The organism is Geodermatophilus pulveris, assembly GCF_900188375.1.
GTDB lineage: Bacteria > Actinomycetota > Actinomycetes > Mycobacteriales > Geodermatophilaceae > Geodermatophilus > Geodermatophilus pulveris.
In genome coordinates, this window is sequence record NZ_FZOO01000002.1 from 122,423 (window position 1) to 140,229 (window position 17,807).

The 17,807-nt window shown below is 74.8% G+C and carries 18 protein-coding genes; 4 read left to right on the forward strand and 14 right to left on the reverse strand.

The genetic code is table 11. The features are described from left to right. Positions 1-41: 41 nt before the first annotated feature. The 5 genes from tatC to CHB98_RS04115 all read right to left on the reverse strand — a co-directional run bounded on the left by tatC (position 42) and on the right by CHB98_RS04115 (position 3,615). Positions 42-929, reverse strand: coding sequence for a twin-arginine translocase subunit TatC (gene tatC / locus CHB98_RS04095; RefSeq protein WP_245820921.1), 888 nt, complete (start codon positions 927-929; stop codon positions 42-44). Between the two features lie 100 nt (positions 930-1,029). Continuing rightward, on the reverse strand, positions 1,030-1,356 hold the full coding sequence (gene tatA / locus CHB98_RS04100) for a Sec-independent protein translocase subunit TatA (RefSeq protein WP_089304337.1): 327 nt from the start codon (positions 1,354-1,356) through the stop codon (positions 1,030-1,032). 78 nt (positions 1,357-1,434) lie between these two features. Next, positions 1,435-1,629: a hypothetical protein gene (locus CHB98_RS04105; RefSeq protein ID WP_089304338.1), complete on the reverse strand. Its 195-nt coding sequence runs from the start codon at positions 1,627-1,629 to the stop codon at positions 1,435-1,437. A gap of 10 nt (positions 1,630-1,639) precedes the next feature. Beyond that, positions 1,640-2,635, reverse strand: coding sequence for a helix-turn-helix transcriptional regulator (locus CHB98_RS04110; RefSeq protein ID WP_089304339.1), 996 nt, complete (start codon positions 2,633-2,635; stop codon positions 1,640-1,642). Beyond that, positions 2,632-3,615, reverse strand: a complete 984-nt coding sequence (locus CHB98_RS04115) for a helix-turn-helix transcriptional regulator (RefSeq protein ID WP_089304340.1) — start codon at positions 3,613-3,615, stop codon at positions 2,632-2,634. Before CHB98_RS04115 ends, CHB98_RS04110 begins: the two co-directional genes overlap by 4 nt. A 55-nt stretch (positions 3,616-3,670) precedes the next feature. Between CHB98_RS04115 and CHB98_RS04120 the strand changes: the two genes are divergently transcribed. Next, complete coding sequence (locus CHB98_RS04120; RefSeq protein WP_089304341.1) at positions 3,671-4,771, forward strand: DUF3866 family protein; 1,101 nt, start codon at positions 3,671-3,673, stop codon at positions 4,769-4,771. Between the two features lie 103 nt (positions 4,772-4,874). Here the strand turns inward: CHB98_RS04120 and pafA are convergent, their stop codons facing one another. Further along, entirely contained in the window at positions 4,875-6,233 is a 1,359-nt protein-coding gene (gene pafA, locus CHB98_RS04125) for a Pup--protein ligase (RefSeq protein ID WP_089304342.1), read from the reverse strand. Between the two features lie 76 nt (positions 6,234-6,309). On the opposite strand from pafA, the gene CHB98_RS04130 reads away from it, so the two are divergent. Continuing rightward, positions 6,310-7,551: an FAD-binding domain-containing protein gene (locus tag CHB98_RS04130; protein ID WP_089304784.1), complete on the forward strand. Its 1,242-nt coding sequence runs from the start codon at positions 6,310-6,312 to the stop codon at positions 7,549-7,551. A gap of 36 nt (positions 7,552-7,587) precedes the next feature. Here the strand turns inward: CHB98_RS04130 and prcA are convergent, their stop codons facing one another. From prcA to CHB98_RS04165, 7 genes are all read right to left on the reverse strand, one after another. Beyond that, entirely contained in the window at positions 7,588-8,442 is an 855-nt protein-coding gene (gene prcA, locus CHB98_RS04135) for a proteasome subunit alpha (protein ID WP_245820962.1), read from the reverse strand. A gap of 10 nt (positions 8,443-8,452) precedes the next feature. Then, positions 8,453-9,295, reverse strand: coding sequence for a proteasome subunit beta (gene prcB / locus CHB98_RS04140; RefSeq protein WP_089304344.1), 843 nt, complete (start codon positions 9,293-9,295; stop codon positions 8,453-8,455). An 88-nt stretch (positions 9,296-9,383) separates the two neighbouring features. After that, the gene (locus CHB98_RS04145) at positions 9,384-9,773 is read right to left on the reverse strand and encodes an endonuclease domain-containing protein (protein ID WP_143424934.1); all 390 of its coding nucleotides are present in this window, start codon (positions 9,771-9,773) and stop codon (positions 9,384-9,386) included. A gap of 249 nt (positions 9,774-10,022) precedes the next feature. Then, a complete protein-coding gene (locus tag CHB98_RS04150; protein WP_089304346.1) occupies positions 10,023-10,232 on the reverse strand; it encodes a ubiquitin-like protein Pup in 210 nt (69 codons plus the stop codon). Between the two features lie 83 nt (positions 10,233-10,315). Further along, the gene (gene dop, locus CHB98_RS04155; RefSeq protein ID WP_089304347.1) at positions 10,316-11,821 is read right to left on the reverse strand and encodes a depupylase/deamidase Dop; all 1,506 of its coding nucleotides are present in this window, start codon (positions 11,819-11,821) and stop codon (positions 10,316-10,318) included. A 123-nt stretch (positions 11,822-11,944) separates the two neighbouring features. After that, positions 11,945-13,726, reverse strand: a complete 1,782-nt coding sequence (arc, locus tag CHB98_RS04160; RefSeq protein ID WP_089304348.1) for a proteasome ATPase — start codon at positions 13,724-13,726, stop codon at positions 11,945-11,947. Between the two features lie 90 nt (positions 13,727-13,816). Beyond that, positions 13,817-14,707: a tRNA (adenine-N1)-methyltransferase gene (locus CHB98_RS04165; RefSeq protein ID WP_281251829.1), complete on the reverse strand. Its 891-nt coding sequence runs from the start codon at positions 14,705-14,707 to the stop codon at positions 13,817-13,819. A 70-nt stretch (positions 14,708-14,777) separates the two neighbouring features. Between CHB98_RS04165 and CHB98_RS04170 the strand changes: the two genes are divergently transcribed. Beyond that, positions 14,778-15,842 carry a RecB family exonuclease gene (locus tag CHB98_RS04170; RefSeq protein WP_281251830.1) on the forward strand — a complete coding sequence of 355 codons (1,065 nt, stop codon included), beginning with the start codon at positions 14,778-14,780 and terminating at the stop codon, positions 15,840-15,842. Positions 15,843-15,902: 60 nt separating this feature from the next. Continuing rightward, complete coding sequence (locus CHB98_RS04175) at positions 15,903-17,084, forward strand: amidohydrolase family protein (protein ID WP_089304349.1); 1,182 nt, start codon at positions 15,903-15,905, stop codon at positions 17,082-17,084. On the opposite strand, the gene CHB98_RS04180 is transcribed toward CHB98_RS04175, so the two are convergent. Further along, a complete protein-coding gene (locus CHB98_RS04180; RefSeq protein WP_245820922.1) occupies positions 17,081-17,800 on the reverse strand; it encodes an HAD family hydrolase in 720 nt (239 codons plus the stop codon). The genes CHB98_RS04175 and CHB98_RS04180 overlap by 4 nt on opposite strands. Between the last annotated feature and the right edge of the window lie 7 nt (positions 17,801-17,807).

Genomic DNA, 17,807 nt, shown 5'->3' on the forward strand with positions numbered 1-17,807 from the left:
GCGGCAGTAGGGGCCGCCGGCTGACCGCCGGGCGCCCGGGCTCAGCGGCCGCCGGACCCCAGCCGCGGCACGTCGTCGGCCCGCTCCCGGTCGCCGTACGCCGTCGGCGCCACGTCCAGCTCCGACGGCGCGGCGTCCAGCGGCGAGGCGGCGTCGTCGTCCAGCTCGTGGAAGTGCTCCGCGGCGTCCCGCCGGGCCCGCCGGCGGTCGACGAACCGCGCCAGCTGGATGGCCAGCTCGAAGAGCACGATCATCGGGCAGGCCATGAGGATCATGGTGAACGGGTCCTGCGTCGGGGTGACGAAGGCGGCGAACACGACCGTGAGGAAGAAGATCCACCGCCGGGCGGCGCGCAGCGCCTCGTAGCTCAGGACGCCGACGAGGTTGAGGGCCACCGCCACCAGCGGCACCTCGAAGCTGACCCCGAAGGCCACCAGCAGGGAGAGCATGAACCCGATGTAGTCGGGGGCGGTGAGCGCGATCACCGTGCCTTCGCCGGCGAGGCCCAGCAGCAGCTCCAGGCCGGCCGACAGCGAGACGTAGGCCAGCACCGCGCCCAGCGCGAACAGCGTCGTGGACACGGCGGCGAAGGCGACCCCGTAGCGCTTCTCGTTGCGCTTGAGGCCGGGGGTGATGAAGGCCCAGAGCTGGTAGAGCCAGACCGGCGCGGACAGCACCGCCCCGGCCAGGAAGCTGACCTTGAGCCGGATGAACACGCCGCCGAACACGTCGGTGATCAGCAGCCCGCACCCGCCGTCGGCCGTCCCGCCGTAGCGCAGGTCGGGCGGCAGGCCGCAGTACGGCGCGCGGATGAAGTCGCCCAGGCCGTGCTCGTACCACCAGAACGCGACGGCGGTGGCGAGCAGCAGCGCCAGCAGCGCCTTGGCGATGCGGTTGCGCAGCTCGGTGAGGTGCGCGATCAGGGTCATCGTCGCGGCCTCGTCCCGGGGGGCGCGGCGCCGCCGCCGGCCCGCCCGGCGGGCACCGCCCCCCGGGGTGCTGTCGCTCATGGTGCTGCCGCCAGCGGCGTCAGCGGGTGCTGTCGGCCGGGCCGCCCTGGGTGGCGCGGGCGCGCAGCTCGGCGGCCCGGGCCTCCGCGGCGCGCGCCTCGGCCTCGAGGGCCTCCCGCTCGCGGTCGGCGGCGGTCACCGGCGGGAGCACCTCGCCGCGCACCGGGGAGGTCGTCGCGGCGTCCTTGGTGCGGACGTCGTCGTCCTTCATGCCCTTCATCTCGCCCTTGAAGATGCGCAGCGAGCGGCCCAGCGAGCGCGAGGCGTCCGGGAGCTTCTTGTAGCCGAAGAGCAGCAGGATGGCCAGGATGATCAGGCCGATCTCCAGCGGTCCGAGACTGGGCATGGCTGGTCCTCCGTAGGTGGGTGACGACGACGATGCTACGTCCCGGGCGCGGCCGCGCCGTCCCCCGGAACGGGCGGGTCAGGAGGGTTGCTGCACCTGCGCGGCCCGGGCGGCGGTGGCCTGCGCCTCGGTGAGCAGCGGCCGCAGCTCCCGCTCCAGCGCCGCGACCTCCCGGCGCAGCCGGCCGGCGGCGCCGAGGACCCCGTACACCAGCGAGCCGAGCACGACCACGGCCAGCACGGCGACGGCGGTGAACACGACGGTCAGCAGCACGGCCGCGACCCTAGTGCCCGGAGGTGGCCGGGAGCTGTCCGGCAGCCGGATAGCGGGTGAGGGCGGCCCGGGCGTCGGCGGCCACGGCCGCGGCCAGCGCGGCCGGCTCGTCGACGGTGACGGCCCCGCCCAGGGAGGCGACCAGCCGGCGGGCCCACGCCACGTCGGCGGTGCGGACCGCGACGGCCAGCCCGCCGGGCGGGTCGTCGACCTCGCGCACCTCCTCCACCGGGTAGTACTCGGCCACCCAGCGCGCGGTGCGGGACAGCCGCAGGCGCACCACGGGCGCGCCCGGCTCGGGCTGGTAGAGCCCGGCGTCGACGTCGCGCAGGGGCACCCCGGGCGGCGGGGCGGAGGGCTCGTCGAGGACGCGGACGTCGTCGATGCGGTCCAGCCGGAACATCCGGACGGCGGCGACCTCGCGCGACCACGCCTCCAGGTACCAGCGGCCGTCGACCAGGTGCAGGCGCAGCGGGTCGACGGTGCGCTCGGTGCGCTCGTCGCGGGTGGGCACGTAGTAGTGCAGGTGCAGCGCGCGGCCGCGCTCCAGGCCCTCGCGGACGACGGCCAGCGCCTGCTCCTTGGCGTCGACCGACAGCGTCACCGGCGTCCCGCGGTCCGCGGCGTGCCCGGCGGCGGCGGACACCTTGGCCAGCGCCCGGCCGACCGCCTCCCGCTCGGCCAGTCCCGGCAGCTCGAGCAGGGCGCGCAGCGCGACGACGAGGGCCACCGCCTCGTCGGTGGTCAGCCGCAGCGGGCGCACCAGGCCCGCGGTGGAGGTGACCCGCACCCGGTCGCCCTCGAAGGCGAGGTCGATGAGGTCGCCGGGCCCGTAGCCGGGCAGCCCGCACATCCACAGCAGCTCCAGGTCGCGGCGCAGCTGCCGCTCGGGGACGCCGAAGTCGCGGGCCACCTCGGCCAGCGGCACCCCCTCGGGGCGCGCGGTGAGGTAGGGCACCAGGGAGAGCAGCCGGGTCATCCGCTCGGTGGTGGTGGGCGCGCTCACGCGACACCCTCCGGGGACATGGCGGCCAGCCGGGTGAGCCGCTCGACGACCGCCTCGCGGACCGCGGCCGGGGCCTCGACGACGACGTCCGCCCCGTAGGAGGCGATCTCGCCGGCCAGCCGCATCGGCTCGGTGGTGCGCAGCTGCAGCCGGTCGTCCCCGTCGTCGGCCGCCCCCAGCGGGACGGCGTGCCGGCGCAGGCCGACCGCGGTGCCGGGCCGGGCGCGCACCACCACGAGCTGCTCCTCCCCGCGGACCTGCCCCGCGACCATGGCCGCGAGGTCCACGTCGGTCGGCGGCTCGAAGGCGCCGGCGGGTCCGGACGCCCGCGGCGTCCCGACGACGCGGGACAGCCGGAACACCCGCGGCGCCCGGCGGTCGAGGTCCAGCCCGCCGAGGTACCAGCGGCCGTGCCAGGCGACGACCCCCCAGGGCTGCACGCGGCGGCGGGCGGGGGCGTCCTCGTCGGGGCGGCGGTAGTCGAAGTGCAGCTCCCGGCGGTCGCGGGCCGCGGCGTAGCTGGGCTCGAAGGCCGGTTCGTCGGAGTCCAGCCGGGGCCGCAGCGGGATCGCGCGGGAGGTGTCGACGTCCACCCCGGCGGCCTTGAGCTTGACCAGCGCGCTCTGCGCGGCGCCGGCCAGCTGCGCGGACTCCCACAGCCGCAGCGCCAGGCCGACCGCGGCGGCCTCCTCGCCGGTCAGGGTGATCTCGGGCAGCTCGTAGTCCGCGCGGGCGATGCGGTAGCCGTCCTCGGTGTCGAAGACGCTGGTGCGGCCGGTCTCCAGCGGCACGCCCATCTCGCGCAGCTCGGCCTTGTCCCGCTCGAACATCCGCTTGAAGGCCTCGTCGGCGCGGGCGGTGCCGTCGTCGGGCTCGTAGCCGGGCACGGTGGCGCGGATCTTCGCCGCCGTGACGTACTGCCGGGTGCCGAGCAGCGCGAAGACCAGGTTCACCAGCCGCTCCGCCCGCTTCGCCGCCACAGGCCCAGGCTAGTCAGGAGCGGCAGCGCGTGAGGGTGCTGGCTAGCCTGCCCGGGTGGGGGATGCAGAGGCGGCACGGCAGCGGATCCGGTGGCGCCGGGGCACGGTGACGGCGCTGGGCCGGGCCTGGCGCGACGCGCAGGAGCTCACGGCCCGGGTCGAGGGCGACGGCGAGGTGCGGGCGCTGGCGCACCCCTCGCTGGTCGGCGTCCCGGAGGTCGGCGACACGGTGCTGCTCAACACCACCGCGTGGGCGCAGGGCCTGGGCACCGGCGGGTACGCGCTGGTGGTCGCCGTCCCCGACCGGCTGCCGCCGGACCCCACCGGCCCCGGCCACCTGGTCAAGGCCCGGTACACGCCGCTGCAGGTGAGCGTGCAGGGCGTCGACGAGCAGGGCACCGAGCACCACCGCACGATCGCCGACGCCGAGGACGTCGCCGGGATGCCGGTCGTGGTCGCCGACCTGCACTCCGCGCTGCCGGCCGCGCTGATCGGCGTCCTGGCCACCGACCCGGACCTGCGGGTGGCCTACGTCATGACCGACGGCGGCGCGCTGGTGGCCGGCTTCTCGCGGACGTTGTCGGCGCTGGCGCCCTCGCTGGCCGGCGTGGTGACCGTGGGCCAGGCGTTCGGCGGCGACCTGGAGGCGGTCACCCTGCACACCGGGCTGCTGGCCGCCCGGCACGTGCTCGGCGCGGACGTGGCGATCGTCAGCCAGGGCCCGGGCAACCTGGGCACCGGGACGTCGTGGGGGTTCTCCGGGGTGGCCGCCGGCGAGGCGTGCAACGCGGTGACCGTGCTCGGCGGGGAGCCGGTGGGGGCGCTGCGCATCTCCGACGGCGACCCGCGGCCGCGGCACCGCGGGGTGTCCCACCACTCGCTGACCGCGTTCGGCCGGGTGGCCCTCGGCGGGGTGACGTTGGTGGCGCCGCGCGGGCTGGGCTCGGAGCTGGGCAGCCAGGTCGAGGAGGACCTCGCCGGCCAGCCGCAGCGCAACCGGGTGGTGTGGATGGACGTCGACGGCCTCGAGGACGCCCTCGGGCTGTCCCCGGTGCCGCTGTCGACGATGGGCCGCAGCTTCCCCGAGGAGCGCGCCTACTTCCTGGCCGCGGCCGCCGCCGGCCGCTACGCCGCCCTCCAGGTGCCGCTGGACTGATCGTCGGCCCACCGGCCGACACCGCGCGGTGCCACGGCGACATCGGCGATCTCGCACGCCGTAGACGTCCTGAGCGTGCGAGATCGCCGATCTCGCCCACGGCTCACATGCTGGCGATGAGCTTGTCCACGCGCTCGTCGACGGCCTTGAACGGGTCCTTGCACAGCACGGTGCGCTGGGCCTGGTCGTTGAGCTTGAGGTGCACCCAGTCGACGGTGAAGTCGCGGCGCTTCTCCTGCGCCTTGCGGATGAACTCCCCGCGCAGCCGGGCGCGGGTGGTCTGCGGGGGCACGTTCTTGGCCTCGAACACCCGCGGCTCGTGGGCCACCCGGTCGACCTGGTCGTTGCGCTCGAGCAGGTAGTACAGCCCGCGGGTGCGGCTGATGTCGTGGTAGGCGAGGTCCATCTGGGCGATCCGCGGGTGGCTCATCGGCAGGTCCCGCTTGGCCCGGTAGCGCTCGATGAGCTGGTACTTGGTGGCCCAGTCGATCTCCCGCTCGATGAGCGACAGGTCGCCGGTGTCGACGGCCTTGAGCACCCGCCCCCACAGCTCGAGCATCTGCCGGTGCACCGGGCCGAAACCCTCGCGGTCGACGAACTCCGCCGCCCGGGAGTGGTACTCCGACTGGATCTCCAGCGCCGACATCTCCTTGCCGTTGGCCAGCCGCACCCGGCGCCGTCCGGTCATGTCGTGGCTGATCTCGCGGATGGCGCGGATCGGGTTCTCCAGCGTCATGTCCCGGATGGGGACCCCGGCCTCGATCATGCGCAGCACCAGGTCGGTGACGGCGACCTTGAGCAGCGTCGTCGTCTCGTTCATGTTCGAGTCGCCGACGATGACGTGCAGCCGCCGGTAGCGCTCGGCGTCGGCGTGCGGCTCGTCGCGGGTGTTGATGATCGGCCGGGAGCGGGTGGTGGCGGAGGAGACGCCCTCCCAGATGTGCTCGGCGCGCTGGCTGATGCAGTAGATCGCCCCGCGCGGGGTCTGCAGCACCTTGCCCGCGCCGACGACGATCTGACGGCTGACCAGGAAGGGGATGAGCACGTCGGCCAGCCGGCTGAACTCCCCGTGCCGGCCCACCAGGTAGTTCTCGTGGCAGCCGTAGCTGTTGCCGGCGGAGTCGGTGTTGTTCTTGAACAGGTAGATGTCGCCGGTGACGCCCTCCTCGGCCAGCCGCTGCTCGGCGTCGACCAGCAGCCCCTCCAGGATCCGCTCGCCGGCCTTGTCGTGGACCACGAGCTCGGTGAGGTCGTCGCACTCCGCGGTGGCGTACTCCGGGTGGCTGCCCACGTCGAGGTACAGCCGCGAGCCGTTGCGCAGGAAGACGTTGGAGCTGCGCCCCCACGACACCACGCGGCGGAACAGGTAGCGCGCCACCTCGTCCGGGGACAGCCGGCGCTGGCCGCGGAAGGTGCACGTCACCCCGTACTCGGTCTCGATGCCGAAGATGCGTCGCTCCACGTCCCGAGCCTAGGCGCCGCGACCGACATCAGCGTGCCGCGACGTCCCGTCACACCCCACCGGCACAGTGGGCCGGGTGCCCCTCCTGCCCGCGCCCCCCTCCCCCGCCGACGGCGCGACGCCCGCCGACACCGCCGCGTGGGTGTCCGCCCACCTCGGGGACCTCACCCTGGAGGGCCCGGACGGCGTCGCGCCCGGTGCGTTCCGCGGCGGGCAGTCGGCGGCCGACGCGGCGCTGGCCGCGCTGGACGTCACCGGCTACGCCCGCGACCGCAGCACGGTGCTGCCCGTGCGGCGGCGCGGTGCGAGCCGGGTGTCGCCGTACGTGCGGCACGGCCTGCTGCCGCTGCCGCGGGTGTGGGACGCCGTGGCCGGCGCCCCGCCGCGCGACCGCGCCAAGTACCGCGACGAGCTGCTCTGGCAGGAGTACGCGCGGCACCTGTACGCGCGGGTCGGGCGTGGCCTGCGCGACCACCTGCGCTTCGACCAGCCACCCGCGGCGCGCTGGGACGACGAGCCGTGGCCGGAGCGGATGAACTGCATGGCGACCGTGGTGGAGGAGCTGCACCGCGACGGGTGGCTGGTCAACCAGACGCGCATGTGGCTGGCCTCGCAGTGGGCGGTGCGGGCCGGGGCGGACTGGCGCGACGGCGAGGCGGAGACCTATCGGCACCTGCTGGACGGGTCGCGGGCGGCCAACGGGCTGGGCTGGCAGTGGACGGTGGGCACCGGCAGCGGCAAGCCCTACGGGTTCAGCCGGTGGCAGGTGGAGAAGCGGGCGCCGGAGCTGTGCGCCGGGTGCGCGCTGCGCCGGGCGTGCCCGATCGAGCAGTGGCCGGAGGCCTCCCCCGGCCGGCGGGTGGACGGGCCCGAGCTCGGCCGGGGCCCGGTGCCCGGCGGGCCGCCGGCGGCCGAGGGCGCCGGGGCGGGCGAGTGGGTGTGGCTGACCGCGGAGTCCCTCGGCGACGAGGACCCGGCGCTGGCCGCCGACGCGACGCGCCCGGCGGTGTTCGTGTTCGACGAGCCGCTCCTGGCGCGGCTGCGGCTGTCGGGCAAGCGGCTGGTGTTCCTCGCCGAGACGCTGGGCGAGCTGGCCGCGCACCGGCCGGTGGAGGTGCGGCGCGGCCCGGTGACCGGTGAGCTGGCCGGCCGGCGGCTGGCCGCCACGTGGGCGCCGGTGCCCGGCTGGGGCCGGCGGGCCGCGGGACTGGACGTCGCCGAGGTGCACCCGTGGCCGTGGCTGGTGCGGCCGGGCACGACGTCGGTGAATTCGTTCAGCGCCTGGCGGCGGGACGCCGGCCGCGCCGTGCCCCGCTGACGCGCGCGGGGCCGGGCGGTCCCCCCGGCGGTGCGGTCAGCCGGCGTCCGGTGCGGTGGCCTCGCCGGTGCCGCCCGCGGTGTCCGGCACGTCCGGGTCACCGAGCCCGGCCGGGGTGCCGGGCTGGGGCACGCTCGGGGCGTGGGCGGCGGTGTGCGGCTCCTCGGCGGCGACGGTCCCGCCCTCGTCGGACCGGTCCAGCAGGGTGCGCAGCGCGGCGCCGGTGATCCGCCGGAAGGCCCGCTTGGGGCGGCGCCGGTCGAGGACGGCGACCTCCAGCAGCTCGCCGGACAGCAGTCCGGGGCCGCCGTTGCCGGCGGTGGCCGGGCTGACCGCGGACAGCGCCTGGACGCCGACCCGCAACGCCTCGGCCAGGCCCATGCCGGGGAGGAAGTGCTCGCGCAGGTTGGCGCTGACCGCGTCGGCCTGGCCGCCCATGACGATGAAGTCCGGCTCGTCGACGACCGAGCCGTCGAAGGTCAGCCGGTAGAGCTGGTCGGACTCCGGGGTCTCCCCGACCTCGGCGACGCACAGCTCGACCTCGAAGGGCTTGGTCTGCTGGGTGAAGATCTCGCCGAGGGTCTGCGCGTAGGCGTTGGCGATGACCCGGCCGGTGACGTCGCGGCGGTTGTAGCTGTAGCCGCGGACGTCGGCCAGCCGGACGCCGGCCACCCGCAGGCTCTCGAACTCGCTGTACCGGCCGACGGCGGCGAAGCCGATGCGGTCGTAGAGCTCGCCGACCTTGTGCAGCGTGGAGCTGGGGTTCTCGGCGATGAACAGCACGCCGTCGGCGTAGGTGACGACGGCGACGCTGCGGCCGCGGGAGATGCCCTTGCGGGCGTACTCCGAGCGGTCGCGCATGACCTGCTCGGGCGAGGCGTAGTACGGCATGGTCACGTCGTCAGCCCTGCCCGTCCGCGGCGGCCCGCTCGTCGGTGATGCCGGAGGCGACCGCGGCGACCTCGTCGTCGGCCAGCCGGACCGCCCCCTCGGCGTCCACCCGGTAGACGATCGGGTACAGCCGGCGCACCGGGTCCGGACCGCCGGTGGCGGAGTCGTCGTCGGCCGCGTCGTACAGGGCCTCGACCAGGCTGCGCGTGGCCGCGTCGCCGCCCAGGCCGGGCCGCCAGGTCTTCTTGAGGGAGTTGCGGGCGAACAGCGAGCCGGAGCCCACCGAGGCGTAGCCGCGCTCCTCGTAGTTCCCGCCGGTGACGTCGTAGCTGAAGATGCGGCCCGGGCTGGTGCCCGGTGCGGCGTCGAGGTCGAAGCCGGCGAACAGCGGGACGACGGCCAGGCCCTGCAGCGCGGCGCCGAGGTTGCCGCGGATCATCTGGGCCAGCCGGTTGGCCTTGCCGTCCAGGGAGAGGGTGAGGCCCTCGATCTTCTCGTAGTGCTCGAGCTCGACCTGGTAGAGCCGGACCATCTCGATGGCGATGCCCGCGGCGCCGGCGATGCCGATGACCGACCAGGCGTCGGCCGGGTAGACCTTCTCGATGTCCCGGCTGGAGATCAGGTTGCCCATGGTGGCCCGCCGGTCGCCGCCCATGAGGACGCCGCCGTCGTAGGTGACCGCGACGATCGTGGTGCCGTGCGGGGCCAGCTCACCGACCGGCAGCTGCGGCACCGGACGCCGGCTGGGCAGCAGGTCGGGGCTGGTCGCCGCCAGGAAGTCGGTGAAGGAGGACCCCACCCGGTCCAGGTAGGCGGGCGGGAACCCGCTCCGGCCAGCTGACGTCTCGCTCACCCATCCGCCTCTCTCGCCGCCGGAGACCGGCGGCCTCCGCTCGTTCCGACACCGCGCCGAGGCCCGCACGGGGCCGGTCAGGACGTCGTCACGACCCTACCGGCGGGTGCCCGTCCGGGCGCTCGGGAGCCGGACCGACGCACGTCTGCCGGATCCGGGCCAGGAGCTGGCGGTCCCGGTGGGCGTCGACGTGGAGCGCGGCCGCGTACAGCAGGCCCGGCTCGTCGCGGAACAGCCCCAGGCCCTGGTTGCACCGCTGGCACAGCAACTGGCGCGTCGCCCCGGTCGCGTGGTCGTGGTCCAGGTGCTGCGCCGGGTCCCCGCAGATGGCACAGCGGCCGCCCTGGGCCACGTGCATGTCAAGGACCTGCTTCTTGATCAGCTGGTGTCCACGGCGGAAGTAGTACTCGCTGTTGGCGGCGTTGTGACACGACGTGCAGCGGCTCCCGAAGCCGGACGCCGTGCGGCTGCTCCGCATGTAGGCGTCGTGCGCGACCGGCTGCCGGCACGACGGGCACCAGCGGAAACCTCGGGTACCCACGAGTGATCGCGGATCTTCTCGCCCATCGCTCCTCGCGATACCAGGCGTTGTTGCGGGACCGGTTGCACGCGAGGCAGTAGAACGAGAGCCCGTCCTTCAGCGTGCGGTTCTGGCCGAACTCCGACGCCGGCTTCGACTCCTCGCACGAGGGGCACCGCTCTATGATCACTCTTCGGAGTCAGATGGTCACTCTCCGCCCTTCTGTACGTAGCTCCGAACGAACTCTTCACTGTTCTCCTCGAGGACCTCGTCGATCTCGTCCAGGATCGAGTCGAGGTCCTCGGTGACCTCCTTGTGGCGCTCGGCGACCTCGGCGTCGACCGACGCCTCGACCTCCTCGGTCTCCTCGCGGTTGCGCGTGGAGCGCTGCTGACCGCCGCTGTCCCTCGTGGCCATGGGTCCTCCCGGTGCAGGTCGTGGCTGGTGCCTGCTGCTGAAGCTACCCGCGGGGTGCGACGCGGGGGACCCGACCGACCGGGTCAGCCACCCGTGATGGTGTCCACCAGCTCCTGCGCCGAGGACGTCGACTCGAACAGCTCGCCCACGTGGTCGCGGGTGCCGCGCAGCGGCTCCATGGTGGGGATGCGCACCAGGTTCTCCCGGCCGAGGTCGAAGACCACCGAGTCCCAGGAGGCGGCCGCCACCTGGGCCGGGTACCGGCGCAGGCACTCCCCGCGGAAGAACGCCCGGGTGTCCGACGGCGGGCTCAGCACCGCGCGCGCCACCTCCTCGTCGGTGAGCAGCCGCTGCATCGAGCCGCGGGACACCAGCCGGTGGTACAGCCCCTTCTCCGGCCGGACGTCGGAGTACTGCAGGTCCACCAGGCGCAGCCGGGAGTCGCCCCAGGCCAGGTCGTCGCGGGAGCGGTAGCCCTCCAGCAGCCGCAGCTTGGCCGGCCAGTCCAGCCGGTCCGCGCAGCGCATCGGGTCCGCGGCGAGGTCCTCGAGCACCTCGGCCCACCGGCGGAGCACGTCGGCGGTCTGCGCGTCGCCGTCCCCCCGCCGGTCGACGTGCCGCTGCGCCATCTCCAGGTAGGACTGCTGCACCTCCAGGGCGGTCATCCGGCGCCCGTCGCGCAGCCGCACCCGGTGGGTGAGCGACGGGTCGTGGCTGACCGCCTGCAACTCGGCCACCGGTTCCTCCAGCGACAGGTCGCGGGTGAGGGTGCGGGCCTCGATCATGTCCAGCACCAGCGCCGTCGTCCCGACCTTGAGGTAGGTCGACAGCTCGGCGAGGTTCGCGTCCCCGATGATCACGTGCAGCCGGCGGTACTTGTCGGCATCGGCGTGCGGCTCGTCGCGGGTGTTGATGATCGGCCGCTTGAGCGTGGTCTCCAGCCCCACCTCGACCTCGAAGAAGTCCGCGCGCTGGGACAGCTGGAAGCCCTGCGTGCGGCTCTCGGTGCCGATGCCCACCCGGCCGGAGCCGGCGAACACCTGTCGGGTGGCGAAGAACGGGATGAGCCCGCGGATGATGTCCAGGAACGGCGTCCGCCGGTCCATGAGGTAGTTCTCGTGGGCGCCGTAGGACGCGCCCTTGCCGTCGGTGTTGTTCTTGTACAGCTGGATCGCACTCGTGCCGGGGACGCGCGCGGCCCGCCGGGCGGCCTCGGCCATCACCTGCTCACCGGCCTTGTCCCACAGGACGACGTCGCGCGGGTTGGTGACCTCCGGCGTCGAGTACTCCGGGTGCGCGTGGTCGACGTAGAGGCGGGCCCCGTTGGTGAGGATGACGTTGGCCATCCCCGAGTCCTCGTCGAGGTCGTTGTGGTCCAGCGCCTGGGCCGGGGAGAGGTCGAACCCGCGGGCGTCGCGCAGCGGCGACTCCTCCTCGAAGTCCCAGCGCGGGCGGCGCGGCGAGGGCGCCTCGGCCACCGACCAGGCGTTCACCACCTGGCTGGACAGCGTCGTCGGGTTCGCCGTCGGCTGCCCGGGCACCGAGATGCCGTACTCGACCTCGGTGCCCATGACCCGCCTGACGCTCATGCGGCCAACCCTAGGCGTCCGGCGCGACCCGGCCGGGGACGGGCCGCGGGGCCGTCCGGGGACGGCCGGACGCCGGCGGCCCGGCCCCGCGACGGGGCCGGGCCGCCGGACGGCGTCCGCCTGTTACAGGTACTGGCCGGTGTTGGTCGCGGTGTCGATCGCCCGGCCGCTCTCGGTGCCCTTGCCGCTGATGAGCGTGCGGATGTAGACGATCCGCTCGCCCTTCTTCCCCGAGATGCGTGCCCAGTCGTCGGGGTTGGTGGTGTTGGGCAGGTCCTCGTTCTCCTTGAACTCGTCGACGCAGGCCTGCATCAGGTGGCCGACCCGCAGGCCGGCGGCGCCGGTCTCCAGCCGCTCCTTGATGGCCATCTTCTTGGCGCGGTCGACGATGTTCTGCAGCATCGCGCCGGAGTTGAAGTCCTTGAAGTACAGGACCTCCTTGTCACCGTTGGCGTAGGTCACCTCGAGGAAGCGGTTCTCCTCGCTCTCGGTGTACATCCGCTCGACGGTGCGCTGGATCATCCCGGCGACGGTGGCCTCCCGGCTGCCGCCGTGCTCGGCCAGGTCGTCGGGGTGCAGCGGCAGCGTGGTGGTCAGGTACTTGCTGAAGATGTCGCGGGCGGCCTCCGCGTCCGGCCGTTCGATCTTGATCTTCACGTCCAGCCGGCCGGGCCGCAGGATCGCCGGGTCGATCATGTCCTCCCGGTTGGAGGCGCCGATGACGATGACGTTCTCCAGCCCCTCCACGCCGTCGATCTCGCTGAGCAGCTGGGGGACGATCGTGCTCTCGACGTCGGAGGACACCCCGGACCCGCGGGTGCGGAAGATCGAGTCCATCTCGTCGAAGAAGACGATGACCGGCGTGCCCTCGCTGGCCTTCTCCCGGGCCCGCTGGAACACCAGCCGGATGTGCCGCTCGGTCTCCCCGACGTACTTGTTGAGCAGCTCGGGGCCCTTGATGTTGAGGAAGTAGGACTTCGCCTGCCCCTCCCCCTTCACCGCGGACACCTTCTTGGCCAGCGAGTTGGCCACCGCCTTGGCGATCAGCGTCTTGCCGCAGCCGGGCGGGCCGTAGAGCAGGATGCCCTTGGGCGGGCGCAGCTCGTACTCGCGGAACAGGTCGGCGTGCAGGAACGGCAGCTCGACGGCGTCGCGGATCTGCTCGATCTGCCGGGCCAGCCCGCCGATGTCGGTGTAGTCGATGTCGGGGACCTCCTCGAGCACCAGCTCCTCGACCTCGCTCTTGGGGATCCGCTCGTAGGCGTAGCCCGAGCGGGTCTCCAGCAGCAGCGAGTCCCCGCTGCGCAGCGGCGAGTCGGCGAGGGACTCGGCGAGGTGCACCACCCGCTCCTCGTCGGTGTGCCCGATGACCAGCGCCCGCGGCGCCTCGCCCTCGACCGGCTCGAGGAGCTCCTTGAGCATGACGACGTCGCCGGCGCGCTCGAAGCCGCACGCCTCCACGACGTTCATCGCCTCGTTGAGCATGACCTCCTGGCCGCGCCGGAGCTCGTCGAGCTCCACCGCCGGGGACACCGAGACGCGCAGCTTGCGGCCGCCGGTGAAGACGTCGACCGTGCCGTCGTCGTGCCGGGTCAGGAAGACGCCGTAGCCCGACGGGGGCTGGCCGAGCCGGTCCACCTCCTCCTTGAGCGTGACCAGCTGGTCACGCGCGTCGCGCAGGGTGGTGGCGAGCTTGTCGTTGCGCTCGGACAGGAAGGCCGCCCGGCCCTCCGCCTCCGCGACCCGCTCCTCGAGCAGCCGCAGCTGGCGGGGGCTGTCGGCCACCTTGCGGCGCAGCAGGCCGATCTCCTCCTCCAGGTAGGAGATCTGGCTGAGCAGCGCGGTCGCGTCACGCTCGCGCCGTGCCCTGAACTCGTCGGGACCATTGCCAAGACCGGGGCCCATCGCGCACCTCCGACACATCGGGAGAGCCAGGAGGCAAATCTATACACGCCCGGCGACGCCCTGCCGGGGGCTCGCGGGGCAGCGCGGCGGCTACGCCTTGTGGGCGCGGCGCTGCCGCACCGGCGCCACCACGCCCTGCGCCAGCCGCCGCGCGGTGACCAGGAAGGCGGTGTGCGCCACCATCCGGTGCTCGGGGCGGACGGCGAGGCCGACGGCGTGCCAGGGCCGCACCAGAGTCTCCCATGCGTACGGCTCGGTCCACACGCCCTGCGCCCGCAGCGCCTCGACGTAGGTGGACAGCTGGGTGGTGGTGGCCACGTAGCCGACGAGCACGCCCCCGGGGCGCAGCGCGGCGGCCACGGTGGGCAGCACCGCCCACGGCTCCAGCATGTCCAGCGTCACCCGGTCCACCACCTCGGTGGCCGGGTGCTGGTCGAGGTCGCCCAGCCGCAGCGACCAGGTCCCGGGGACCTCGCCGAAGAAGGCGGCCACGTTGGCGCGGGCCACGTCGGCGAAGTCCTCCCGCCGCTCGTAGCTGGTCACGCTGCCGCGCTCCCCCACCGCCCGCAGCAGCGAGCAGGTCAGCGCCCCGGACCCGGCGCCGGCCTCGAGCACCCGCATGCCGGGGCCGATGTCGCCGGCGCCGACGATCTGCGCGGCGTCCTTGGGGTAGATGACCTGGGCGCCGCGCGGCATGGACAGCACGAAGTCGGCCAGCAGCGGGCGGAACGCCAGGTAGCCGGTGTTGGCCGTGGAGTGGACGACGGAGCCCTCCGGGGCGCCGATGAGGTCGTCGTGCGCGATCGCGCCGCGGTGGGTGTGGAACTGCTTGCCGGGGGTGAGGACGACGGTGTGCAACCGGCCCTTGGGATCGGTGAGCTGCACCCGGTCCCCGGCGACGAAGGCCCCGGGCACCGGTCCCCCGGACGGCGCCTCGGCGGCGGGGTCGGTCGTCCCGGGGGTGTGCTGGTGGTCGTCCACGGGCGGCCAGCCTACGGACGCCCGGCGCGGGCTCCCGGGACTGTCGGTGCCCCCGCCTAGCCTCGTGGGCATGACGGCGACGGCGCAGGACTCGGCGCAATCGAGCTCGGCGCAGGACCCGGCGCGGCTGAGCACCGCGCAGGACCCGGCGCGGCTGGGCACCGCGCAGGACCCGGCGCGGTCGGGCCCGGTCAGCGGCCGGACCGCCAGCGGCGGCGAGGAGCGGGGCCCGCGCCGCCCGTCGCTGTCGCCGAGCCGGGCGGCCGACTTCAAGACCTGCCCCCTGCTCTACCGGTTCCGCACGATCGACCGGCTGCCCGAGCGCCGGAGCCCGGCGGCGGTGCGCGGCACGCTGGTGCACGCGGTGCTCGAGCGGCTCTACGACCTGCCCGCCTGCGAGCGCACCGCCGAGGCCGCCCGCGAGCTGGTCGCCCCGGCGTGGGAGGAGCTGCGGGCCGACCCGGAGGTCGCCGCCCTCTTCACCTCCGACGGCGCGGCCGGGGGCGCACCCGGCGCCGCGGCACCGGACGGCCCCTCCCCCGAGGTCCCCGCCGCGGAGGTCACGTCCCTGGAGGAGTGGCTGGCCTCGGCCGGGGAGCTGGTGCAGACCTACTTCTCCCTCGAGGACCCGTCCCGCATCGAGCCGCACGGCCGCGAGGAGCTGGTCGAGGTCACCCTGCCCGACGGGCTGCTGCTGCGCGGCTACGTCGACCGGCTGGACGTGGCGCCCAACGGCGCGCTGCGGGTGGTCGACTACAAGACCGGGTCGGTGCCGCGCGAGGCGTTCGAGGGCAAGGCCCTGTTCCAGATGAAGTTCTACGCGCTGGTGCTGTGGCGCACCCGCGGCGTGGTGGCCAGCCAGCTCAAGCTGCTCTACCTCGGCAACGGCGACGCGCTCACCTACTCCCCCGACGAGGCGGAGCTGGTCCGCTTCGAGCGCACGCTGCAGGCGATCTGGGCGGCCATCGAGCGGGCGGTGGCCACCGGCGACTTCCGGCCCAACCGCACCCGGCTGTGCGGCTGGTGCGACCACCAGGCGCTGTGCCCCTCGTTCGGCGGCACGCCCCCGCCGTTCCCCGCGGAGGCCGCGGCCGCCGCCGGCTGGGCGACGCTCCCGGTCGTCGATCGGGACTGACGGGGCCGCGCCGGTCGTGACCCCCTGGACCGGCCCGGTCCGCCCGCGGGAGCATCGCCCATGCGCGCCTACCGGGCCCCGCGGGCCTTCGACGGTGAGCGCTTCGTCCCCGGCGGGGCTCTCGTGCTGGTCGAGGGCCGCACGGTGGTCGGCGTCGAGCCCGCCTCGGCCGCCGTCCCGGACGGGTGCCCGGTCACCGACGTCCCGGGCGGGACGCTGCTGCCCGGGCTGATCGACACCCACGTCCACCTGTGCGGCGACGGTGGCCCACGGGCGCTGGAGCAGATCCCGGAGCTGGACGCGGCCGCCCTGGACGCGGTCGTCACCGCCGCCGAGCAGGAGACGCTGCGCGCAGGGGTCACCACCGTCCGGGACCTCGGCGACCACCACTGGACGGTCCTCGACCGCGCGAGGCGGGACGGCGAGCGTCCGACCGTCGTCGCCGCTGGGCCGCCGATCACCTCGCCGGGCGGGCACTGCTGGTCGATGGGCGGCGAGACCAGCGGGGTGGACGCGTTGCGCCGTGCCGTCCGCGAGCGGGCCGAGCGGGGCGCGGGCGTCGTGAAGGTGATGGCCAGCGGCGGCGTCCTCACGCCCGGCACCGACCTGACCGCCTGCCAGTTCGGCCTCGGCGAGCTGCGGGCGGTGGTCGACGAGGCGCACCGGCTGGGCCTCCCGGTCGCCGCGCACGCACACGGCCTGGCTGCGGTCGAGCGCGCGCTGGCCGCAGGCGTCGACGCCATCGAGCACTGCAGCTGCTCCACCGCCGACGGCCCGCACCTGCCGGCCCGGCTCGGTGCGGCACTGGCCGCGGCCGGCACACTGGTGTGCCCGACCGTGGGTTCCCTGCCCGGCGTCGACCCGCCGCCGCACGTGCGCGCCCGGCTGGCCGCGGTGGGCGCGACGATCGAGCAGCACCTGCCGCACGTCGCCCGGCTGCACGAGGCGGGGGTGACCCTGCTGGCCGGCACCGACGCCGGCATCGGCCCGACCAAGCGGCACGGGCAGGTGGCGTACGCGGTGGCCGACCTGGCCGGCCCCTGTGGTGTGCCGCTGGACCAGGCGCTGACCGCGGCGACCGCCCGGGCAGCCCGGGCCTGTGGGCTGGGCGGCACCGCCGGGCGGCTGGCGGCCGGGTACGACGCCGACCTGCTGGTGGTCGACGGTGACGTCAGGGCCGACGTCAGCGCCCTGCAGCGCCCGCGGGTCGTCCTCTCCCGCGGCCGGGAGGTACCGCTCTAGGCCCGGGCGTCCGCCGCGGCGCGGGCGGCGAGCAGCCCGTCCAGGTCGGCCAGCCGCACGCCGGCCAGGGTGTCCCGGCGGACCAGGCCGGGCAGCTCCGGCAGCGGCTGCAGGGAGGGGATGCCGAGCACCGCCAGCCCGGCGGCCAGCCCGGCCGTCGCACCGACCAGGGAGTCCTCGAGGGCCACGCAGCCGCCGGCGTCCACCCCGAGGGCCGCCACGGCCTGCCGGTAGGGCGCCGGGTCCGGCTTGCGGGCGGGCACCTCGTCGCCGCAGACGGTGACGTCGAACGGCGGGCCGCCCAGGTCGCGTCCGACCTTGGCCAGCACCACGTCGGTCAGCCGCCGCGGGGTCGTCGTGACCAGCGCGGTCGGCAGCGCGGCGTCGCGGGCCTCGGCGAGCAGCTCCCGGGCGCCGGGCCGCCAGTGCAGCGGACCGGCCAGCATCTCGGCGACGGCGTCCACGACCCACCGGGAGTCCGCGGCGAGCTCGGCCTCGGTGCGGCTGATCCCCAGGTCGGCGTACAGCACGCCCATCGACGTCCGCATGCTCGTGCCGACCGTGCGCTCGCGGGCCGCGGCGGACATCTCCCCGCCGAGCCGGCGGGCGAGGGCGAACAACGCCTCCCCCCAGTGCTGCTCGGTCTCCACCAGCGTGCCGTCCATGTCGAACAGGACGGCCTGCAGCAGGCAGCGGGGTCGCACGTCGACGCTCACCACCACC